The 22136-nt window shown below is 47.9% G+C and carries 18 protein-coding genes; 3 read left to right on the top strand and 15 right to left on the bottom strand.

The window, feature by feature from the left end; genetic code table 11:
* Nucleotides 1-52: 52 nt before the first annotated feature.
* On the bottom strand, nucleotides 53-970 hold the full coding sequence (gene ftsX, locus MHH93_RS26020) for a permease-like cell division protein FtsX (protein ID WP_500056398.1): 918 nt from the start codon (nucleotides 968-970) through the stop codon (nucleotides 53-55).
* Complete coding sequence (ftsE, locus tag MHH93_RS26015; RefSeq protein WP_024631580.1) at nucleotides 960-1646, bottom strand: cell division ATP-binding protein FtsE; 687 nt, start codon at nucleotides 1644-1646, stop codon at nucleotides 960-962. The genes ftsX and ftsE overlap by 11 nt, the downstream gene beginning before the upstream one ends.
* A gap of 254 nt (nucleotides 1647-1900) precedes the next feature.
* Here ftsE and MHH93_RS26010 point away from each other — a divergent pair, with 254 nt between their 5' ends.
* On the top strand, nucleotides 1901-3334 hold the full coding sequence (locus MHH93_RS26010; protein ID WP_500056396.1) for a VanW family protein: 1434 nt from the start codon (nucleotides 1901-1903) through the stop codon (nucleotides 3332-3334).
* A gap of 234 nt (nucleotides 3335-3568) precedes the next feature.
* Here the strand turns inward: MHH93_RS26010 and MHH93_RS26005 are convergent, their stop codons facing one another.
* From MHH93_RS26005 to MHH93_RS25990, 4 genes are all read right to left on the bottom strand, one after another.
* Nucleotides 3569-5122, bottom strand: a complete 1554-nt coding sequence (locus MHH93_RS26005; RefSeq protein WP_500056395.1) for an MDR family MFS transporter — start codon at nucleotides 5120-5122, stop codon at nucleotides 3569-3571.
* 72 nt (nucleotides 5123-5194) lie between these two features.
* Complete coding sequence (locus MHH93_RS26000) at nucleotides 5195-5878, bottom strand: hypothetical protein (RefSeq protein ID WP_500056393.1); 684 nt, start codon at nucleotides 5876-5878, stop codon at nucleotides 5195-5197.
* A gap of 31 nt (nucleotides 5879-5909) precedes the next feature.
* Nucleotides 5910-6638 carry a polymer-forming cytoskeletal protein gene (locus MHH93_RS25995; RefSeq protein WP_500056392.1) on the bottom strand — a complete coding sequence of 243 codons (729 nt, stop codon included), beginning with the start codon at nucleotides 6636-6638 and terminating at the stop codon, nucleotides 5910-5912.
* Between the two features lie 14 nt (nucleotides 6639-6652).
* Nucleotides 6653-7276 carry a YhbD family protein gene (locus tag MHH93_RS25990; protein ID WP_500056391.1) on the bottom strand — a complete coding sequence of 208 codons (624 nt, stop codon included), beginning with the start codon at nucleotides 7274-7276 and terminating at the stop codon, nucleotides 6653-6655.
* 298 nt (nucleotides 7277-7574) lie between these two features.
* On the opposite strand from MHH93_RS25990, the gene MHH93_RS25985 reads away from it, so the two are divergent.
* Nucleotides 7575-8363 (top strand): alpha/beta hydrolase, encoded by a 789-nt coding sequence (locus tag MHH93_RS25985; protein WP_500056390.1) that lies wholly within the window; start codon nucleotides 7575-7577, stop codon nucleotides 8361-8363.
* Nucleotides 8364-8563: 200 nt separating this feature from the next.
* Here MHH93_RS25985 and argH read toward each other — a convergent pair whose 3' ends face one another.
* From argH to argC, 7 genes are all read right to left on the bottom strand, one after another.
* A complete protein-coding gene (gene argH, locus MHH93_RS25980; protein WP_339261529.1) occupies nucleotides 8564-9967 on the bottom strand; it encodes an argininosuccinate lyase in 1404 nt (467 codons plus the stop codon).
* Between the two features lie 106 nt (nucleotides 9968-10073).
* Nucleotides 10074-11309: an argininosuccinate synthase gene (locus MHH93_RS25975; protein WP_145324334.1), complete on the bottom strand. Its 1236-nt coding sequence runs from the start codon at nucleotides 11307-11309 to the stop codon at nucleotides 10074-10076.
* 284 nt (nucleotides 11310-11593) lie between these two features.
* The gene (argF, locus tag MHH93_RS25970; protein WP_500056389.1) at nucleotides 11594-12559 is read right to left on the bottom strand and encodes an ornithine carbamoyltransferase; all 966 of its coding nucleotides are present in this window, start codon (nucleotides 12557-12559) and stop codon (nucleotides 11594-11596) included.
* Nucleotides 12560-12761: 202 nt separating this feature from the next.
* On the bottom strand, nucleotides 12762-14015 hold the full coding sequence (locus MHH93_RS25965) for an aspartate aminotransferase family protein (RefSeq protein ID WP_500056388.1): 1254 nt from the start codon (nucleotides 14013-14015) through the stop codon (nucleotides 12762-12764).
* Between the two features lie 326 nt (nucleotides 14016-14341).
* Nucleotides 14342-15181, bottom strand: coding sequence for an acetylglutamate kinase (argB, locus tag MHH93_RS25960; RefSeq protein WP_500056386.1), 840 nt, complete (start codon nucleotides 15179-15181; stop codon nucleotides 14342-14344).
* A gap of 335 nt (nucleotides 15182-15516) precedes the next feature.
* A complete protein-coding gene (argJ, locus tag MHH93_RS25955) occupies nucleotides 15517-16755 on the bottom strand; it encodes a bifunctional glutamate N-acetyltransferase/amino-acid acetyltransferase ArgJ (protein WP_500056385.1) in 1239 nt (412 codons plus the stop codon).
* Nucleotides 16756-16889: 134 nt separating this feature from the next.
* The gene (gene argC, locus MHH93_RS25950) at nucleotides 16890-17939 is read right to left on the bottom strand and encodes an N-acetyl-gamma-glutamyl-phosphate reductase (RefSeq protein WP_500056384.1); all 1050 of its coding nucleotides are present in this window, start codon (nucleotides 17937-17939) and stop codon (nucleotides 16890-16892) included.
* Nucleotides 17940-18270: 331 nt separating this feature from the next.
* Between argC and cls the strand changes: the two genes are divergently transcribed.
* On the top strand, nucleotides 18271-19719 hold the full coding sequence (gene cls / locus MHH93_RS25945; RefSeq protein ID WP_133386068.1) for a cardiolipin synthase: 1449 nt from the start codon (nucleotides 18271-18273) through the stop codon (nucleotides 19717-19719).
* A gap of 245 nt (nucleotides 19720-19964) precedes the next feature.
* Here the strand turns inward: cls and MHH93_RS25940 are convergent, their stop codons facing one another.
* Complete coding sequence (locus MHH93_RS25940; RefSeq protein WP_339312666.1) at nucleotides 19965-20873, bottom strand: YitT family protein; 909 nt, start codon at nucleotides 20871-20873, stop codon at nucleotides 19965-19967.
* A gap of 134 nt (nucleotides 20874-21007) precedes the next feature.
* Nucleotides 21008-22121, bottom strand: a protein-coding gene (prfB, locus tag MHH93_RS25935; RefSeq protein ID WP_124116498.1) for a peptide chain release factor 2 whose coding sequence is annotated in 2 segments (ribosomal slippage) — nucleotides 21008-22048 and nucleotides 22050-22121 — 1113 coding nt in all. Because the reading frame shifts where the segments join, the coding sequence is not laid out codon by codon here.
* Nucleotides 22122-22136: the final 15 nt, after the last annotated feature.

Here is a 22136-nt window from a genome sequence, read left to right as displayed (position 1 = left end):
TGCTTTACCATTCTTTTCGACATATTCTGCAATTCGATCGTTGAAAACAAGATTAAACGTTGAGTGATTTCCGAATGGACAGTGTACTTCCCAAAATACCTACCAGCACACCGAGTCCGATCAACAGTGTTCCAAACAGCACCCAGATTTCGCCGAGCGGAATCAAGTTAAGCATCTGCATGAAGACATCCTGACCAATCGTGTTCATCAACTGGCTGTATCCAACGAACAGCACCCCAACCGTAATGACCGATCCAATAAATCCAATAAGTGCACCTTCAATGAAGAAAGGCCAGCGAATAAAGGTATTGGTTGCGCCAACCAACTTCATAATTCCGATCTCCCGGCGACGTGCCAGAATCGTTACGCGAATCGTATTCGAGATCAAGAACATGGACATCAGACCCAGTCCCCCAACAAAAATAAATCCGATGTTACGAACAAGTTTCGTAAATTTGAACAACACTTCCACCGTTTCCTTGCCGTAATTCACTTTCATGATTGGCTTCTCCGGGTGTTTTTCGTTCAACGCTTCGATTTTTTGCGCCACAAAAGTGACGGTTTCCGGTTCAATGACCTCAACTTCAATGGTCTCCGGCAGTGGGTTGTTGTCCACATCGAAACCGCTAAGCACGTTATCTGCACTCTCTCCAAGACGATCACGGAACTCCTTGAGCCCTTCTTCCTTGGAAACAAAACGAATCTCGCTTACTTCAGGCATCGCGCTGATTTCTTGTTCCAGTGTGTTACGCAGGTTCTCGTCCACATTCAGTTCGAGGAACGTGCTGATCTCCACTTGGCTATCAACCTGATTCGCCATGGAGTTCACATTAAGCACCAGCAGCATAAACACACCAAGAATCAATAGCGACACAATGATGGACATGATGGAGGCTACAGACATCCAGCCGTTGCGGAATACGTTTTTGAATCCCTCCCGCAGATGGCGCAAGAGAGTACTAAAATTCATAACCGTATTCCCCTCTCATCTGATCCCGTACAATCTGTCCACGTTCAATGGCGATGACCCGTTTACGCATCGTATTCACGATATCTTTGTTGTGGGTTGCCATAACAATGGTTGTTCCCCGGAAATTAATCTCATCCAGCAGTTGCATAATGCCCCATGACGTCTCCGGATCGAGGTTACCTGTAGGCTCATCCGCGATAATAACCGATGGGTTATTGACGATAGCCCGCGCAATGGCAATACGCTGCTGTTCCCCGCCTGAGAGCTGTGAAGGTTCACGATTCGCCTTACTGCGCAGTCCCACCAAGTCGAGCACTTCCATGACCCGTTTCTTGATATGACGCTTCGGTGCTTCAATAACTTCCATGGCAAAAGCCACATTCTCAAATGCTGTCATCCGTGGCAGCAGACGAAAATCCTGGAACACAACGCCGATGTTGCGACGCACATAAGGAATCTTTCTTGGCTTCAACTTACCAATATTAAATCCGTTAATGGATATTTGTCCTTTGGTCGGAACTTCTTCTCTGTACATCAATTTCATAAATGTCGATTTGCCCGCGCCGGACGGACCGACGATATAGACAAATTCATTGCGGTCGATCTTCACCGACACCCCTTGTAATGCGTGGGTCCCATTGGCGTAGGTCTTCCACACGTCCTGCATTTCTATCACATCATCACTTCCTGCTCGCATAGTTAGCCATTATCATTTCGACACAATCTCGGCATTTCCTTTAAAAAGACCTGAATTTCATCAGGAAAAAATCCACTTCGTTCCTGTTTCGATGGTGAAGCATGGATTCATATGAAGTTTATTGTAACAAATTTGTTACCTTTTGAGTACCCGAAAGTTTTCCTGCATTGGATCATATATATAGAAAGTGTTACAAAATGCGGAACATCAGAAGTATAAAGGAGCGTACGGTTATGAAAAAAATACATGTGACGATCATTGTTCTATTCTCCATCCTCTTGATCGGCTCCGCGTCTTATGGATTGCTGTATATGTACGTGAATCAACCCGCCATGCCCAAAAACGTTCATGTTGGCGGCATGCTCGTGGAGGGAAAGAATCGCAAGAGCTTGTTGCATGAATTGCGTGAACAGATCCAAAAGCTGGAGGACTGGCCTGTCACCTTGGAAGTGACTGAACCCGACCCACAGACGATGACGTATACCGCAGATCAGGTGGGGGTGAGCTACAACGTTAAAAGCATGGAGTCCGCCATACAGCAGCTGGAGGAAGGTAACCTGTGGGAACGCGCATATGCACGTTATCATTTTCCGAAAGAGTTCTCTCTCGATATGAGCTACGACTCACGGTCACTTCAAGAGCATCTCAGCCCTGCCTGGGAAAAGGAAACCTTCGGTACACCCGCGGACGCTGTTCGCCGCATTACCGCAAGTGACAAAGTCCAGTATATCCCGGAAAAAGGCGTCCGTCGGATTGATTGGGATACACTCGCAAGTCTCATTCAGACGAAGCTGCACAGGGATTTCAGCGTACTGAGCCAGAACGAGAAACCCGCCCCATTGTTGATCCAGGTACCACTGTATACGCTGAAACCTGAAGTAACCCTTGATTCGCTACGCCAGGAAGGCATTGACCGGAAGATCATCCAGTTCTCCACGGGTCTGGGCAATAGTAGTGAAGGCCGGATACATAATGTCAGCGCAGCTGCGGAAGCGATCAACGGCATGATTTTGCCACCTGATGCCACCTTCGATTATGAGAAGGTCATCCGTAAAGCGGAGAAGGATTATGGGTTTCGTGAGGCTCCGGTCATTGTTAACGGAAGACTAACCCCCGGAATTGGCGGGGGAATCTGCCAGGTATCCAGTACGGTGTATAATGCAGCGCTATTGACGGGTCTTGATATTATTGAGCGTCGCAACCACTCCCTGCCGGTCAAATATTTGCCGAAAGGACTGGATGCCACCTTTGCCTCCGGAGCCATCAACTTTCGTTTCAAAAACAATACTGGAAAATCCTTACTCATTCATGCAGAGGTGAAGAACCACCAATTAATGGTGAAATTTTTCGGCACCTTCCCGGAGAATGTCAGCTATGCCCTTGAATCTCGCACCATTGAAATATTAAGTGTTCCGGTGAAATATGTGTCCAGTACTGTACTGCCTGATGGTGCACAGCAGGTGCTGCAAGACGGACAGCCTGGATATATTGTCGAGACGGTTCGGACCAAGAGTGTAGACGGTAAAGTAGTTGAATCCAAAACGATTACACGGGACACATACAAAGCACAGAATCGTCTGATCGCCCGCTCAGGTCATAGCAGCTTGCCTGATCCGCAAGAACCTTCTGTTGTTGAGGACGGGATCAGCGATACGAAGCAGCCTTAATTTTTTTTCAAAGCAACCGACAACTTACAGATCACGAAATGGTACAAACAATGTCCTGCCGTAATTCATGGATAAACATAAGCTGATCACACGAAAACAAAAGACACACTTCACGTCCCTTTTGGGGATAAGCGAGAAGTGTGTCTCTACATTTTCAAGATATGTTATTCGAGATTTACCAAGCTTCGATCAGCTGTACTACCATAACTTATAGTTAGTTTACTGCACAACGGATTAGTGACCGCCGGTGTATTCACCTTGCTCTTCACCTACAACCATCTTCTCTTTTCCCATGAAGAAGGAAGCAACCAACGCGAGTGCAGCCGGAATCACGGCCCACGCAAATAACTGTACGATGGAAGAAGACAGGGCATGTGTGATGGTATCCAGCACCTGAGGCGGAATCGCCTGTCTAAGTTCTGGTGAGAGCAACGCATGTGGATCGGTCAGGTCCACTCCCTGCGGCACGCCACCCGCTGAAGCACCGCCTGCTTCCGCAGCTGAACCAGCAAGAGCATCATTCATTTTACGCGTAAATACCTGGCTCTGTACGATACCAAAGATCGTAATGCCCATCGTCATGCCGAGGGACCGCAAAAAGTTAAGTGTGGAGCTTGCTGCTCCACGGCGTTGCGGTTCAAATGCGTTCATGGCTGCATTGCTGAGTACCGAGAACGAAGCACCGACACCCAGACCAACCATCACCATGTAAATACGTATCGTCCAGAGAGAGGAACTCTCATCCAACGTAGTCAGCAATCCAAGTCCAACGACAAGTAAGGCCAACGTAGGAATCATGATATTGCGATATTTGATTTTGGTCATCAGCACCCCGCCCAGGGACGCCGTCACAACGGACCCGAGCATCATGGGCAGCAGCACAAGACCGGAGTTGGTCGCTTTGCCACCGAGTACGCCCTGTATGAATATCGGAATGTACACGGATGCTGTAATGAACGCTGCACCACTGAACATACCAATAACGTTACTGGACCAGTAGACCCGGTTGCGGAACATGTTGAAGGAGATGATGGGTTCTTTGGCTTTGGTTTCTGCAAAAAGGAAGAGCAGCGCTAATGCTACAAATCCGGCAAACAAGCCAAGAATCTGCCAGGAACCCCAGGCAAATGTTTTGCCGCCCAGTTCCAGACCAAAGATCAGGCACACAACAGCACCGATCAGCGTTACTGCACCCAGCCAGTCGATCTGTTGGGACTGATGCTGATGAGATTCCTTATAGAAGAATGCAATAAACACAAATGCAATCAAGCCGAGTGGCAGGTTGATATAGAATACCCATTCCCATGTCGCATACTGAGTAATATAAGCACCAAGCAGTGGTCCAAAGACGCTGGACAGACCGAAGACCGCTCCAAACAACCCACCCAATTTACCACGAGATTCTGGTGCTACGACATCAAACATGATTGTGAAGGCAATCGGCACCAGGGCCCCCGCGCCAATACCTTGAATCGCTCTGTACATCGTCAATTCCACAATAGACGTTGCCGTTCCGCACAGTGCTGAGCCAAGCATAAACACAATAATACCAAAGACAAAAAACTTCTTCCGTCCATACATGTCGGATAACTTACCGAAGATCGGCATCCCTGCCATCTCAGCCACCATGTACGCGGAGGTAACCCAGACGAACTTGTCGAGCCCACCCAGCTTCCCGACAATATCCCCCATTGCTGTTGCCACGATGGTATTATCCATCGAAGCCATTAGTATGCTGAGCAGTAACCCTGCCAGCACCAATCCAATACTGTTTTTACGTGCAACCATTGTACTCAATCTCTCCATTCACGCTCTATTCATATGACTGCATTAGTATATCCGAAAAGAAGTCTGCGTTAATCAGTCCAAGGACCGATTGCTTTGCAGCAAAACTTCCGATTGCGGATGAATGTGCAGAGATGAACGGTATTCCACTGTACCAATCCGGCAGCCAGGACCGATTTTTATTTTATCGCCACGGACAATCTCGGCCTCAGTATTCTCTAATTCAATATCGTCACCTTCGATGATCTGTGCCTTGAGAATCGACTTATTCCCCGTAAACAAGTCATTCAACCGGCCACTCTTCACCGAGATGATGGAACCGCCCATCTCCTTGACCTCGGATGGACCCATGATTTTGAGTGTCATGTGTTCTGCGCTGAGCATCCCCGCTATCGTCAAACGTCCGTTCAGCTTGATATTTTCCGCCTGACAATCCCCTGACAGATGAAGCTCCCCGACCACTTTGATATGCTCAGCTTTGGCGTGCAGGCCAGAAGCCTGGATGCCATCCTCACCATCGTTGCTGGTCTCTCGCTCTGTTAGAGTCAGGGTTCCGGTAATTTTAATATCTGTGGATTCAAGCGATCCGTATATGACCGATGTACCCGTACATTTGAAGCGATCACAAGATAGATTGTCGTTAAAGGACGCGTCCCCTACGACCTTGATCTTGCCGTACACGCCACCAGAGGAACTGCCATCACCAACGATGCTGATATCCATTTTTTTGTCCAATGAACGCCCAGGATTGTTATTCATGTCGATCCCATCCCTTTCTCCATATCCTAAATTAAATTCGCTGACTGCTGCCCACCTTGGCATCCTGATCTACCTCAAGTTCACCTGAATATTCGACCAGCCTGATGTTACAGCCGCGACCGATAAAAATGTTACTCCCCCGAACAATATCAGCTTCGGTATCTTCCAGTACAATCTCATCGCCCTCAATTAAGGATGTCTTAAATGATGGAGTCCCGCCCAGACCAATACTTTTCCAAAATCCATTCTGTTGTTCCTTGCGACGAATATCGATACGCTCTCCGCCAATCTCTTTAGCCGAAGAAGAGGTATGAAGTCGGATCTCCACCGTTCCTGCATTCAAAAAGCCACTGATCTTAATATTGCCTCGTACATTCAGGGACTCGCATTGCACATCCCCTTCAATATCAATCACACCGCCAATATCAATTCGTTCCCCATCTACTCTTCCACGTACGGTACACTTTCCGTTCACTTCAAGTTCAGGGCTATGGAGATCTCCGTTAATCGTCGTCATGCCATCCACCCGGACACGAGAACTGGTCAGAGGGCCATTCAACGTGCACATGCCGTTAATCGTTGCACTCTCGGAGGTCAAAGCGCCATGCATCTTCAATGTTCCATTCACTTCCATAGAGGTACAATCCAGGTTGCCGTTCACCTTAGCCATGCCATCAATCGATACACGGTGAAAATTCCCGCCTGCCGTTTGACTTATGCCCGCCACATTCAGATCATTCCGCTTATTCCGCTCTTCCATAGATAATCCTCTCCTTATCCCAATTTAAGTTTTAATTCTTCCATAAACGTTCCCATCGACTGCCTAAGAACCACCTTCACACCATTGTCAAAATAAAACTCCGTTCCTGCTGTAACCAGCATGAATGATGGAACACCCATCTTACGGATAAGCACCAGTTCGCTAGGTTTGCCTGTAAAACGATAATAATGTTCGGACATCACATCGATTAGCAATACACCCTCTTGCCGAGTAATATCTCCGCTCATTAACAGCTTATCAAGAACGTAGAGCATCATAATCTGCTCCAAAGCATATAGCGGTTGTTCCCGACCCGCTTCTTTCAATAGGTCTAGCGATATTTGTGAAACAATGTTTCGCTCTAACAGTTGTTGTGCAGACATATCCACGTCACCCAACGTAGGTGAGAACACGTCTGCCAGCTCATCCAGCGATAATCCGTCTTTCATATTGAGTATCTTGTCAATACGAAGTAATATCTGCTGTTTGGGAAAAAAGGTCTCTTGTCCGGTGTAGGACGACTTCCGAATAAACCATTCTTCCGGAATGAGATTTTTCCGCTTCCAGCGGTATAACTGGCCATATGAGATTCCTGTCAGGTCCAACAATTCTTTTTTGGAGATCAAATCATCCGTCATATACACTCACTCCTCTTGTTGAAAAGAGTGTAACATAACATTGTTACGTTGTAAACAACACCGTAACAATGTTAATCTTTCCTCCATGCCGATCACCCGACTTAAGTTGTAGATACCTTGCAATTCAGAGATATTCCAGCATGATTTTTTAACGTGCATCTTGTTATTGCATTGCACGCGCAATGCGTATAACCTGTTAAATATGGACACTTAAAAGCTATTAGGGAGCAATCCCGGCTCATCCTCTCAAATCAAAAACACGTGGTTAACGAACTTATGAAAGGGGTTTCTTATACTCATGGCACTTATTAAATGTGATTTTTACTCCGATACGCTTGGACTGAGTACCAGCATGCATGTCATTCTGCCGCAACAAACCCACAATCAGATCGGTATGGAGAACGTTACTGGCAAAGGTCTTCACCCAACCCTGTACCTGTTACACGGTCTATCGGATGATGATTCCATCTGGCTGCGCCGCACATCGATTGAACGTTATGTAGCAAACCTTGGAATCGCCGTTGTTATGCCGCAGGTACATCGCAGCTTCTATACGGATATGGTCGAAGGCGGAAAGTACTGGACGTTTATCAGCGAAGAACTGCCTACACTCGCTCGTTCTTTCTTCCCTCTATCGCCAAAGCGTGAGGATAACTTCGTTGCTGGATTATCCATGGGTGGTTATGGCGCGTTTAAGCTGGCCCTTCGTAAACCAGAGCAATATGCGGCAGCTGCCAGTTTGTCTGGCGCACTCGATATGTCTGCACATATGGATAGAAACGCATCCTCAGCATTACAACAGACAGAGTTACAGCGAATTTTCGGACCCGATGTGACAGGTACAGAAAACGATCTGATCCATCTGTTAAAAGAAAATCAATCTGGTGAAAGCCAACGACCTTTGCTCTATCAATGTTGCGGAACGGAAGATTTCCTGTATGAGGATAATCAAACTTTCCGTCAAGCCTGTGAACAAACCAACTTCGAGTTGACGTACGAGGAAGGGCCTGGTGAACATGAATGGGGCTACTGGGATGCCAAGATCCAGGATGTATTGAAATGGTTGCCTTTGCCCAAGCGCGATTAGTAGAGCTTTAGTAGTCACTGCAGATGATGAAGACGGTATTCCGATAGTAGAGCAACCTACCTTCCGTTCGCGGTTGAGTTCAATATATCTAGAGCACACCGCTGTAAAACACAAAGAAGCAGGCCGTTGAGAACAAAGTCCTCTGGCCTGCTTCTTTATTGTACTGTGGTATCTGTACGATACCTATCGTAACCGTGGTATTAACCGCGGTTCGTAATCCATTGCTCGGTGATTTCCAGTACCTTTTCACTGCGTGCAATGGCTTCGGCGACTTGACCCGAAGCTGTTCCGCCGTAGACATTACGAGCATTCACTACCGCTTCCGGTTGCAGCACATCATAGATCCGGTCATCGAACAGCGGTGAGAACTGCTTGAATTCATCGATCGTCAGATCCAGCAAATACTTGCTGTTCTGGATGCAGTAGAGCACTGTTTTACCAATGACTTCATGCGCCTGACGGAAAGGCAAGCCTTCGCCTACGAGGAAATCGGCAATATCCGTAGCGTTTGAGAAATCCTGGTTGACCGCTTGACGCATACGATCCTTGTTCACGGTCATTGTCGCGATCATTGGAGCAAACAGTTGAAGTGCACCTTCCAGCGTTGCTACCGTATCGAACATGCCTTCTTTATCTTCCTGCATGTCTTTGTTGTATGCCAGTGGGAGAGATTTCAGTACGGTCAGCAAACCAATGAGGTTGCCGTACACACGTCCTGTTTTACCACGAACCAGTTCAGGAACGTCCGGGTTTTTCTTCTGTGGCATAATGCTGCTGCCTGTGCAGAACGCATCGTCCAGTTCAACAAACCCAAACTCCGTGCTGCTCCACAGCACCAGCTCTTCACTCAGACGGGACAAGTGAGTCATGATGAGGGAAGCTGCTGCCAGGAACTCAACGATAAAGTCGCGGTCACTTACTGCGTCCAGACTGTTCTCGTACACACCATCAAAGCCCAGTTGTTCCGCGACAAAATGACGGTCAATCGGGAATGTTGTGCCCGCGAGCGCACCTGCACCCAGTGGCAGGATGTTAATGCGTTTGTAACTGTCCATCAGACGCTCCGCATCACGTTGGAACATGGATACATATGCCATCAGGTGATGGGCGAACAAGATTGGCTGCGCCCGCTGAAGATGCGTATAACCCGGTACGATGGTATCGAGGTTATCTTTTGCTTGTCCAATCAGTGCTTCCTGTAAGGAATGCAGCATGCCTACAAATCCAACTACGCGCTCACGCAAGTATAGGTGCATATCCGTTGCAACCTGATCGTTCCGGCTACGGCCTGTATGTAATTTGCCGCCTACAGGGCCAATCGTATCAATCAGGTTTTTCTCAATATTCATGTGGATATCTTCATCCGAAACGGAGAATTCCACTTCGCCGGCACGGATTTTGTGCAGAACGGTGATTAGACCTTCTTTGATCGTTTCCACATCTTCCGCTGGAAGGATGCCGCATTTGCCCAGCATCGTTACATGGGCCAGACTACCCTGAATGTCTTCCTCAGCCAAAGCTTTGTCAAAATTGATTGATGCCGTATATTCCTCAACCAAATGATTGGTTTGTTTTGTAAAACGTCCTCCCCACAGCTTGCTCACGGTGAGTACTCCCCTTTCGCTCATGGACAAAGCCGCTCCTGCCAGATGTGCAAGAACGGCCTGCCTTGTCATTTATATTGATATAGCTCTATTGTGCAGGTTGAAATTAGTTTTTGTTTTGCTCCACGCCGGAGTTTACTTTCAGACGAAGTGCGTTCAGGCGGATAAAGCCTGTTGCATCCCCTTGATCGTAAGCTTGCGTTGGATCAGCTTCCATCGTTGCGATGTCCGGATTGTAGAGACTGACAGGACTTTTCACACCTGCGCCGATGATGTTGCCTTTGTACAGCTTCACACGTACGGTACCTGTTACATTTTTTTGGCTTTCAGTCACCAGGGCTTGCAATGCAAGACGCTCTGGTGCGAACCAGAAACCGTTGTATACCAGGGTACTGTAACGTGTAATCAGGCTATCACGCAGGTTCATCACTTCACGGTCCATCGTGATGGATTCCATTTTGCGATGTGCGGTGAACAAGATTGTTCCACCCGGTGTTTCGTATACGCCACGGCTCTTCATACCCACAAAGCGATTCTCAACCATATCTACACGGCCGATACCATGTTTGCCACCCAGCTCGTTCAGTTGCTCCATCACTTGCAACGGGCTCAAGCGCTCACCGTTCAGTGCAACACAGTCGCCTTTTTCGAATTCAAGCTCAACATATTCCGCTTGGTCTGGTGCATCTTCAGGTGCACTGCTCAGCAGGAACATGTCTTTGTTCTCGTCCGCGCTTGGATCGAACCAAGGATCTTCAAGCACACCGCTCTCATAGCTGATATGCAGCAAGTTACGGTCTGTAGAGTATGGTTTAGCCGCAGATGCGGTTACCGGAATGCCATGTTTCTCAGCGTAAGCAATCATCTCTGCACGTCCCGGGAACTGGTTGCGGAATTCTTCCAGACGCCAAGGTGCAATGACGTTAATGTCTGGTGTCAGCGCAGCCGCGTTCAACTCAAAGCGAACTTGGTCATTTCCTTTACCCGTAGCGCCGTGAGCAATGGCTGTAGCACCTTCTGCACGAGCGATATCCACCATGCGTTTAGCGATCAGTGGACGAGCAATACTTGTACCGAGCAGGTATTGTCCTTCATAGAGGGCACCTGCCTGGAACATCGGATAGATGAAATCTTTTGCGAATTCATCGCGCAGATCGTCGATATATACTTTGGAAGCGCCCGTAGCGAGTGCTTTTTCCTCCAAGCCATCCAATTCATCCTTTTGTCCGATATCCGCAGTGAAAGCGATAATCTCAGCATCATATGTTTCTTTCAACCATTTCAAAATTACAGATGTGTCCAACCCGCCTGAATACGCGAGTACAATTTTTTCCTTAGCCATGTTCAGTGGTCCTCCCCAAGATCAGTTAAGTTAAACAGAGCCTTCATACACTGAATCCTACAAGCCAGAAAATCTTTCCGATCACTGTTATCCCCAGATTTTTTTCATCCCTATTAATAAGGGTAAAATCCAGGGATAAAGGCGCACGCTTCGCTTCTTCAAGCTTTTTCTGTCTCTCCGTTTTTGTGTATGCTTCTTATTTAACTAACTTTTTAAAGTACATTATAATGAATCTATCATCGCGAAATCTGGGCCTAAAATCAACCCATAAAGGCAAACAGCCTCTATTCGCTCATTAACGCGGCCATTAATGCCTTCTGTGCATGCAAGCGATTCTCCGCCTGATCAAAGATCAGGGAGTTCGGTCCGTCAATTACACCGGCACTCACTTCTTCGCCGCGGTGAGCTGGCAGACAATGCAAGAACATGTAGTCCGGCTTCGCGCCTTTCATCAGTTCCTCGTCCACTTGATATGCCGCAAATGCCTGCTCACGAATCTTCTGCTCTTCTTCAAAGCCCATGCTCGCCCATACATCCGTGTACACGATATCTGCATCTTTGGCTGCTTCCTGTGCACTGTACGTTACAGTTACTTCAGAACCGCTCTCTTGTGCAATCATTCGTGCCTGCTCCACTACTGCGCTATCCGGCTCATAGCCTTCTGGCGTTGCTACAGCAACATGCATTCCCATCTTCGCTGCTCCGAGCATCAGGGAGTGCGCCATGTTGTTGCCATCTCCGATGTAAGCCATTTTTAGACCTGCGAGCTTGCCCTTGTGCTCCAGCACCGTTTGGAAATCTGCTAGTACCTGACAAGGATGCGCTGCATCGCTCAGGCCGTTAATAACCGGAACATCCGCATGCTCTGCCAGTTCAGTTACATTATGGTGTCCAAAGGTACGGATCATGATGCCGTCCAGGTAACGGGACAATACTTTGGCTGTATCATGTGTCGTTTCCCCGCGACCCAGCTGGATATCATTTTTGCTCAGGAAGAGTGCGTGTCCACCCAACTGGAACATGCCCACTTCAAAGGATACACGCGTACGTGTGGACGACTTCTCAAAAATAAGTCCGATCGTTTTGCCTTTCAACGGTTGAAACGGTACACCGCTTTTTTGCTTGCCTTTAATCTCAATCGCGAGATCAAGCAGATAACGAATCTCCTCGGCCGTATAGTCCGTGAACTCGATAAAATCCCGGCCTCTCAGATCAATCTTCTGAATCTTTTCCGTCTGTTGTGCTGTCATCTATAATGTCCTCCTTATTTCCGGTTCCCTGCACCCGCATGGGCAGAAGAGAGAGCAACGTTGACACGTTGTCTGGGTGCTTCGCAAGTTGTGTATTCATTCCCGCCTTCTGCAAGTTCACCGCGCGGCTACAGGGATTCATCATCTCATTCTGCTTCGAGGCCAGTTAGGGCCCCGAGACAGAAAGGTTCTCATTTTTATATTAGGCTTTCGCCGCTACGTGCTCTTCAATCAGTGTGGCTACCAGGGATACGGCCTCGTCGATCTCTTCTTTGCTCACATACAGGTTTGGAAGCAGACGAATCACATTCGGTCCTGCAGAGACAAACAAAATACCGCGTTTTTGCCCAGCAAGCACAATATCACCTACCGGCTCAGCACATTCAATACCGACGAGCAATCCCATGCCACGTACTTCCTTCACAAAGGAATTGCCTGCCAAGCGATTCCGCAGGGAGCTCATCAGGTATTCACCCATCTCCGCGGCACGCTCTGGCAAACGATCTTCCAGCATCGTTTCAATGGTCGCAATCACAACGGATGAAGCAAGTGGCGTTCCGCCAAATGTCGTCGCATGACTACCAGTTGTGAACGCATCCCGCAGGAAACCTTTACCCAGCATCGCGCCTACAGGGAAGCCACTGCCGATACCTTTAGCCACAGTAAACACATCTGGCTCGATGCCATAATGTTCGTGCGCGAACAGTTTGCCCGTACGTCCCATTCCGGTCTGTACTTCATCCACAATGAGTAACAATCCGTGCTCGTCACACAGTTTCCGTACATGTTTGACGAATTCCGGTTCAACCGGATATACACCACCCTCGGCCTGAACCATCTCCAGCATAATTGCTGCCGTCTTAGGTCCAATTGCTGCTTCAAGTGCAGGAATGTCATGCAAAGGTACGGTTACAAATCCGGCTGGCAATGGCAAAAATCCTTCTTTCACCTTATCCTGTCCGGTTGCTGTCAACGTTGCGAGCGTCCGTCCGTGGAAGGACTGGGCAAATGTGATCACTTCATAGCGATCTGTTCCTTTCACCTTCTGGTGATATCGGCGGGCTACCTTAATAGCCGCTTCGTTCGCTTCGGCACCACTGTTACAGAAGAACACAGCATCAGCGCACGTATTGGCTGTCAGCAATGCTGCTGCTTTCTCCTGGCCCGGAATCTGGAACAGGTTGGACACATGCCACAGCTCATCAATCTGAGCTTTCAGCTTGGCACCGACTTTCTCTGGTGCATGGCCCAGGCTGGTTACAGCGAGTCCGCACATGAAATCTAGATAACGGTTGCCTTGGTCATCCCACAACCAGCTTCCTTTACCTTTGACCAGACTGATTGGATAACGCGCATATGTTTGAAAAAGCGAGCTTTCCGTCTGTGCCGCTGCACCTGTTGCTGCTGCGCCCGCTACCGCTGTGCCAGAACCTGGCTGTTCGTTGCCTTTTGCCATGACCATATCACTCCTATTGGTTGGTGCAACGGCACTAATTATGAGAACACCTTAACTTTACACTTTTCACTTCGATGCCAGAACAACCTTCCGATCGCTGTTATCCCCGGATTTTTTGATTGTCCCTTAAAGGGGAAAATCCGGGGATAGTGTATGCTTCCGAAGTAGCTTTCTTTCAGAAAGCTTTTAGGCGCACGCTTCGCTTCTTCAGGTTATTTCTGTCCTCTACGTTATTGTGTGATGTTCAATCTTCACATAAAAAAACCGTGCACATATTTTTTTATTTAATATATAAGACCATGAAGACCCTAGCGCACTGAGAATAATTATTGCATACGAATGATTTTTGTTCCGATGATTTCTCCACCAAGCACTCGGCTCAGGATCTGGGGTTCGCTGCCGTCTACGATGATGACTTCACGTACTTGACCATGAATACATGCAATAGCTGCACGCACTTTAGGAATCATGCCGCCATAGATTTCTCCGGTTTGGATCATATCCTCGATTTCCTGTACAGATACGGATGGCAGTACTTTTTTCTCGCCGCCTACGTTCTTCATGATGCCAGGAACGTCTGTCACGACAATCATCCGACTCACGCCAAGATGAGACGCCACAGCACCCGCAGCTGTATCTGCGTTGATGTTGTAGCGTTGTCCGGTGGCATCCACACCAACTGGTGCGATAACCGGCATGTAACCCATGTTCACGATGCCTTGGATAATCTCTGCATTCACACCCGTGACATCGCCTACCCAGCCGATCTCTGCGTGGTTTGTAACAGGTTTAGCCTGTATCAAGCCACCGTCCACGCCGGATAAACCTAGTGCACGACCGCCTACACGTTGGATCAGACGCACGATTTGTTTGTTGATACTGCCCGCAAGCACCATCTCCACTACGTCCAGCACCGGTTCAGTCGTCTTGCGTAGACCGTTAACGAACTCGGTTTCGATACCAAGCTTCGCCAGGTTATCCGAGATCGCAGGACCTCCACCATGCACGATTACCGGCTGCGTGCCCTGAGATTGCAAATCACGCAGATCCGCAAAGAAGGACTCTGGCAATGCCGCCAGCGTGCTGCCTCCACATTTCATGACAAACATCTGTTTCTTTGTGCTCGCTTCCGTTGCGGTACTCTTGTTTGGCATTGTTGAATTCATGAGGGCAAGCTCCTTTCTTAGTAAAAATCACATTCAATAAAATTCAACACTTTTAAAAGATGACATTGGCTCGTAGGAGTCCATTCCGAATTCGGATTGTTCTTTCGATCGCTGTTGTCTCCAGGTTTTTTTTGAATTCCTCCTATATTGGGAAAACCTGGAGAAAAAGGCGACCGCTCCGCTTCTTCAGAATCAATTCCGTCTTCTCCATTACTATCGCTATATATCAAACATTAAATAACAAGTTTAAATTTCCTTGATGATTTTTGAAATATTTCAAACCAGCTTCACAATAGAAGAGAGCTGTTTCGTAAACATTTTGTCCCAAAGGCGTATTACGTGCGGTATGCTGCGTTAATTCGGACGTAGTCATACGTCAGGTCACAGCCCCAGGCTGTTGCTGTTCCTTCGCCGTGGTGCAGATCCACCACAATGCGAACTGTATCTGTCTGCAAATAGGCCAATGCCAATTCTTCGTCAAACACGACTGGACGAGATTGTTCAAGTACTGAGATCTCTCCCAAACGAATATTCACCGTATCCGGGTTAACCGGTTGCCCTGCACGTCCTACGGCTGCAATAATCCGTCCCCAGTTAGCATCAGCGCCGAACATGGCGGATTTCACCAGACTGGACCCGATGACCGTTTTGGCAATCGCTTGCGCGGATTCATCACTTACCGCACCTGTCACTTCTACCTCTACCAGTTTGGTTGCTCCTTCACCATCACGAGCAATGGCTTTGGCCAACACTTGGCATACATAGGTGAAGCCGGCTGCAAAAGCGTCCCAATCCGGATGATCTGTGGTCAGCTCTTCATTGCCAGCATATCCACTGGACATGGCTACCAGCATATCGTTCGTACTTGTATCCCCATCGACAGTAATCATGTTGAATGTATGATTGGTTGCCTGGCGCAGCAGGCGCTGCAACGCCTCTGCACCAATGACCGCGTCAGAGGTCATAAAAGCGAGCATCGTCGCCATATTCGGATGAATCATTCCTGAGCCTTTGGCGGCTCCCGCAATCGTAACCGTCTTGCCGTTAACCATAACGGAGACGCAGGCTTCCTTTTTCACCAAATCCGTTGTCAGAATCGCTTGTGAAAATTGTTCCGCCTCATTCGACTCCTTGCCCATATGCGCCGGAAGGCCGGTAATGCCTGAATGCACAGCATCCATTTTGAGCAATTCCCCAATGACACCTGTGGAAGCCACCGCCACGTCCTCTTCTGCCACACCCAACTCACGCGCAGCGGCTGAACGCATCGCATATGCATCTTCTTCACCCTGTTGCCCTGTACATGCATTGGCATTACCACTATTAACGATAACAGCCTGAAGACGTCCATTGCTCAGGCTTTCGCGCGTTACTTTGAGTGGCGCTGCCTGAAACACGTTCGTTGTATACACAGCAGCAGCTGTTGCCGGTACATCACATCGGATCGCTCCGATGTCATTGCGAGAAGTCTTTTTCAATCCGCAGTGAAGTCCACCAGCAGTGAATCCCCCAGGGGTTACAATTGTTCCGTTCTCAACCACGGTAAAACTCTGTTGCTCCACATTCGTTCCCATATCATATCCCCCGTATGCGTTCAGCTATATGCCGATGATCCGCCTGCTTAACCTGATCCAATCTCCATAAGTTGCTCCGAGAATGCACTTCACTTTTACATCGAATGTTCCAGTGCCTCCTGAATTCCAATCCCTTATGGATATACCGGTGTCATGCTCAGCCCGAGGTTCTCCTCCCATCCCATCATCAGGTTCATATTTTGAATCGCTTGCCCGGAAGCACCCTTCACCAGGTTGTCGATGACCGAAATAATCGTCAAACGCCCTGTGCGAGGATCTACCGCAAATCCGATATCACAATAGTTGGATCCGTACACTTCTTTGGTAGAAGGCCAGATGCCCGGTTCACGTACACGTACAAAAGGTCTGTTCTCATAATATTTACGATACAGATTCACGATCTCCCGGTCGCTGTGTTCCCCAACGAGTTTTGCATACATCGTACTCATGATTCCACGTGTCATTGGCACCAGTTGTGTTGTAAAGGTAACCGTAACAGCCGTTCCTGTTATATCACCAAGCACTTGTTCAATCTCGGGAATATGTTGGTGTTTGTTCAGTTTATAGGCTTTGAAATTTTCATTCATCTCTGCATAATGGTTGGTCAGACTTGTTCCGCGTCCCGCTCCGGATACGCCTGATTTGGCATCAATAATAATAGTAGAAGGATCAATCCAGCCTGCCTCTACTGCAGGGATCAGTCCAAGAAGTGTAGCCGTTGGATAACAGCCTGGGTTGGATATAAAATTCTGTCCCTTCACCTTTTCACCGTACACCTCAGCCATGCCGTAAACAGCTTGTTCCAGCAAATCAGCTGGAGGAGCCGGATGTTTGTACCACTCTTCGTACACTGTTCCATCTTTGAGTCTGAAATCGCCAGACAGGTCAATGACCTTAAGCCCTGCTGCCAGCAGGCTTGGTACGAGCTTTGCACTTACGCCGGACGGGGTCGCTGTGAATACCAGATCCGCACGACTCGCAATCTCAGCCGGATCTACACCGTCGAGTGGCCTGTGAATCACGTCCGTCAAATGCGGAAATCCATCTGCGATGGACTCACCACTGCTCGATGATGAGATCACCGATGTGATTTCAACCTGCGGATGGTTCTGGAAAAAACGAATCAGTTCCACCCCGCCGTAGCCGGTGGAACCGACGATTGCTACTTTTAATTTGTTATTCACTCTCGCTCCCCCAATCTCGATGTATGCGCTACTTGTGCTATGCCCTTGCATGAATGTGGCCCGAACACAGCAATTCCGTCGCTTATATGCATATTTGTGTATTATTATACGACTCTGGTTATATAAATACAACACTCTATCATCAATTTCACATGGATTTCCATCCAATCCGAACATATCTTTTTTTAACATCCGGGACGAATAGGTATACTTCTGTTAAAATACGTATTAGTAGGAAACATTACAATCAGGGTCTCATTCATAACTAACCTGCTAATCAAGGACATATGAATAGATTCATGATGGTCATTATGAGACGTGGGGGACTATAGTGCATATTGAATCCATTTTACTTATTGTACTCCTTGGCCTGAATATTATTTTTGCCGCAGCAGTCGTTTTCTTCGAACGGAAGGATGCCAGCGCTTCCTGGGCTTGGCTGCTCGTCTTGAACTTTATTCCGGTGTTTGGGTTTGTACTTTATCTTTTAACCGGTCAGAATCTGACCCGATACCGGCTTTTCCAGTGGAAAGAACGTAAGAAGCTCGGGCTAGAGGAACGTATTGAAGCCCAGCTCACGCAATTGCACGATAACCGCACCCCTTTCCGCAACCAAGCAACCGAGAGTAGCCAGGACATGATCTATATGAACCTGAAGCAGAACGGCGCTCTGTTAACGGAGGATAATGCGGTTGAGATCATTACGGACGGAACAGACAAGTTCCAACGGCTCTTGGATGACATCGAAGCGGCCAAGGATCACGTGCACGTACAATACTACATTTATAGAGGCGACCGTCTGGGCAAAAGAATTCGGGATGCACTTATCCGCAAAGCGCGGGAAGGTATCAAAGTCCGTTTACTGTATGACGCGCTCGGATCGCGGCGGGTATCCAAACGCTTTTTCAAAGAATTGCGCGAAGCAGGTGGTTTGGTTGAAGTCTTTTTCCCATCCAAATTCAGTCTGATCAACTTGCGTATGAACTACCGGAACCACCGGAAGATTGTCATCATCGATGGTAACCTGGGATACACGGGCGGGTTTAATGTGGGAGATGAGTATCTCGGCTTGAACTCGAAATTCGGTTACTGGCGTGACACACATCTGCGTATTCAGGGGAATGCCGTTCATGCGCTGCAGACCCGTTTCCTCCTGGATTGGAACGAAGCTTCCAAGCAACACGACACACCTTACGTTCCGGCGCATTTCCCTCATATCGAGGGTACAGGAAAGATTGCCATGCAGATTGTCTCTAGTGGACCGGATGCAGAGACTGAGCATATCAAGAACAGTTATCTCAAGATGATTAATGGTGCCAAACATTCGATTCTGATTCAAACACCTTATTTCATCCCGGATGCCAGTGTATTCGAAGCTATTCGTCTCGCGTGTCTGTCCGGCATTGATGTCCGCATCATGATTCCAAATAAACCCGACCATGCCTTTGTATATTGGGCTACGTTATCTTATATTGGTGAGTTGTTAAAAGTTGGCGCCAAAGTATTTATATATGATAATGGCTTCATTCATGCCAAAACACTTATCATTGACAGTTTGGTTGCATCCGTGGGAACCGCCAATATTGACTACCGCAGTTTCCGGTTAAACTTTGAGGTTAATGCCTTTATGTATGATGAAACGATTGCGACAGCACTTGTACAAACCTTTGAGCACGACCTGCATGTATCGCGGGAAATGACGCTTGATGAATACCAGAAACGCAGTCTGATTATCCGCTTCAAAGAAGCGATTTCCCGTCTGTTATCTCCGATTCTGTAGAGGTGGCACTCCGATGACAGAACATCCTTCCGAAGTAGCTTTCTTTCAGAAAGCTTTTAGGCGAACGTTCCACTTCTTCAGGATATTTCTGTCCTCTCCGTTATGTGAAATGTTAAGTTGAACTTTTAATAATAGAAAAGCAGGTACTCCCTCTCCGTTATCTCAGAGGAGGGCGTACCTGCTTTTTTTCTTAAATTTTCAAACTTATGAGCCTACACGGCTCACTCGCTGTATTTTAAACTCGTTCACACATGTTCTCCCCGCTTAAAACCTTCGCCGAGCACTTCGTGCGCGTTACTGATAATGACAAAAGCTCCCGGGTCCACAGACCGGATCAACGCTTTGAGTCTTGGCACCTCATTTTGCCCAACGACTACCATCAGTACTGTTCGCTGATCGTCGGTGTAACCGCCTTTGGCCTCCAGCTTCGTTAATCCGCGATCCAGGTCATCCAGAATCACTTTGCTAATCGCTTCTGTCTGGTTGGAGATAATATAAGCCACCTTGGAGAAGCCCAGTCCCATCTCAACCGCATCGATCACTTTACCGGTGACATACAACCCAATCAGCGCATAGAGGGATTGCTCCAAGGACAACACAAATGCAGCCATAATAATAACCGTAGCATCCATAATTACGACACACAGAGAATAACTGAGTCCGCTGTATTTCTGTACAATTCTGGCAAGAATGCTCATGCCCCCTGTTGATCCTCTACCTCGATATACAATGCCAATCCCCAGACCCACTCCAATTCCACCATACAGTGAACCCAGAAGCGGATTCGTTGTTGGAATGGCCCAATCCTTCGTCAGATAGACTAACAATGGCAGGACAATACTGCCCAATACGGAGCGAACCCCGTACTGTTTGCCAATGAGCAGGAAACCGGCGATCAGGAGTGGAATGTTAATTGCCCATTGGGTGTATGCAGGCTCCAGATTGAGCCACTCTTTGCCCAAGATCGATAACCCGGACACCCCACCCGAAGCGATCTGATTCGGTAATAGGAATAAATTAAAGGCCACTGCGATTAAAAATGAACCTACAATGATGGATAACGTATCCACGACGTTTCTCCAAGGCCCGTTTAGGGGGATGAGGCTGGTTAACCTCTTTTTGCGGTTATTATGAAATTGTGATCGTTGTTGCATGTTCTCGTGCTCTCCTTTGTTGTGACTGATCAATTGTTCGCTCATTTTTTCTATATCCTATAAAATTATTCAAAAAAAAGCCCCTGTATACACCAGCATACGCCTACACGCATGGGTCCATACAGGAACTTATATTAATCGGTTTCTACTTTAATCTGGCTACGCAAATAACCATCGATGAATGCATCGAGGTCGCCGTCCATTACTGCCCCTGTATTTCCAGTCTCTACGCTTGTACGGTGATCCTTTACCATACTATAGGGATGGAACACATAGGAGCGAATCTGGCTACCCCATGAAATATCCGACTGATCCCCTCGGATTTCATCCAGCTGTTGTTTTTGCTCTTCAATTTTACGCTCATACAATTTCGAACGGAGCATCGTCATCGCTCGCTCACGGTTCTTGATCTGTGAACGTTCATTCTGACACGTTACAACTACACCTGTTGGAAGGTGAGTAATCCGTACGGCCGAGTCGGTGGTATTGATATGTTGTCCACCCGCGCCACTTGCCCGGTACGTATCGATCTTGAGGTCCTCTGTACGGATGTCCAGTTCAATCGTATCATCAATCTCCGGTACCACATCACAGGATACGAATGACGTATGTCTACGGCCCGATGAGTCAAAAGGAGAGATCCGCACCAGTCGGTGTACACCCTTCTCGGCTTTCAGATAACCATAAGCGTTATGTCCCTTGATCGACAACGTAACACTCTTGATCCCAGCCTCATCACCTGGCAGATAATCCAGTACCTCAACCTTGAAGCCACGCTTCTCGGACCAACGTGTGTACATCCGGAGTAGCATCTGTCCCCAATCTTGGGACTCGGTGCCACCCGCACCCGGGTGAAGCTCCAGAATCGCATTCATCTTGTCATATGGTTGATTCAGCAGAAGCTGAAGTTCGAACTCTGCGACTTTGTTCACAATCGCTGTAATACTGTTACCAATCTCGGTAGCGAGGTCTTCATCGCCTTCTTCATCCGCCAGCTCTATCATCATCACTGCATCATCATAATCCTGTTGGAGTTTGGTGTATTGATCCACAGATCCCTTCACCGCGTTTAGCTCAGCGATTACGGATTGCGCCTTGTCACTATCATCCCAGAAATCCGGGGCGGACATCTTCACTTCGAAGTTGCCGATCATCTCTTGCTTCAGATCTAAGTCAAAGAGACCCCCTAAGGTTTGTTAGTTTCTTGCCTATTTCACGCAGGTCATGCTTCACGTTTGGATCGATCATGTGCAATTCCTCTTT

Origin of the sequence: Priestia sp. FSL H7-0729 (genome assembly GCF_038005685.1) — a bacterium.
GTDB lineage: Bacteria > Bacillota > Bacilli > Paenibacillales > Paenibacillaceae > Paenibacillus.
The sequence above is the reverse complement of the archived record's forward strand: the minus strand, read 5'-3'. Positions and strand labels throughout refer to the sequence as shown.

Bases quoted from the DNA above. Each gene is read 5' to 3' on its own strand.
- argF (WP_500056389.1), bottom strand. From the start codon at position 12,559: ATGACAGCACAACAGACGGAAAAGATTCAGAAGATTGATCTGAGAGGC.
- argJ (WP_500056385.1), bottom strand. From the start codon at position 16,755: ATGGGAACGAATGTGGAGCAACAGAGTTTTACCGTGGTTGAGAACGGA.
- ftsX (WP_500056398.1), bottom strand. From the start codon at position 970: ATGAATTTTAGTACTCTCTTGCGCCATCTGCGGGAGGGATTCAAAAAC.
- MHH93_RS25940 (WP_339312666.1), bottom strand. From the start codon at position 20,873: ATGCAACAACGATCACAATTTCATAATAACCGCAAAAAGAGGTTAACC.
- MHH93_RS25985 (WP_500056390.1), top strand. From the start codon at position 7,575: ATGGCACTTATTAAATGTGATTTTTACTCCGATACGCTTGGACTGAGT.
- MHH93_RS25965 (WP_500056388.1), bottom strand. From the start codon at position 14,015: ATGGCAAAAGGCAACGAACAGCCAGGTTCTGGCACAGCGGTAGCGGGC.
- MHH93_RS26000 (WP_500056393.1), bottom strand. From the start codon at position 5,878: ATGAATAACAATCCTGGGCGTTCATTGGACAAAAAAATGGATATCAGC.
- MHH93_RS26005 (WP_500056395.1), bottom strand. From the start codon at position 5,122: ATGGTTGCACGTAAAAACAGTATTGGATTGGTGCTGGCAGGGTTACTG.
- MHH93_RS25990 (WP_500056391.1), bottom strand. From the start codon at position 7,276: ATGACGGATGATTTGATCTCCAAAAAAGAATTGTTGGACCTGACAGGA.
- MHH93_RS26010 (WP_500056396.1), top strand. From the start codon at position 1,901: ATGAAAAAAATACATGTGACGATCATTGTTCTATTCTCCATCCTCTTG.
- argB (WP_500056386.1), bottom strand. From the start codon at position 15,181: ATGAATTCAACAATGCCAAACAAGAGTACCGCAACGGAAGCGAGCACA.
- MHH93_RS25995 (WP_500056392.1), bottom strand. From the start codon at position 6,638: ATGGAAGAGCGGAATAAGCGGAATGATCTGAATGTGGCGGGCATAAGT.
- MHH93_RS25975 (WP_145324334.1), bottom strand. From the start codon at position 11,309: ATGGCTAAGGAAAAAATTGTACTCGCGTATTCAGGCGGGTTGGACACA.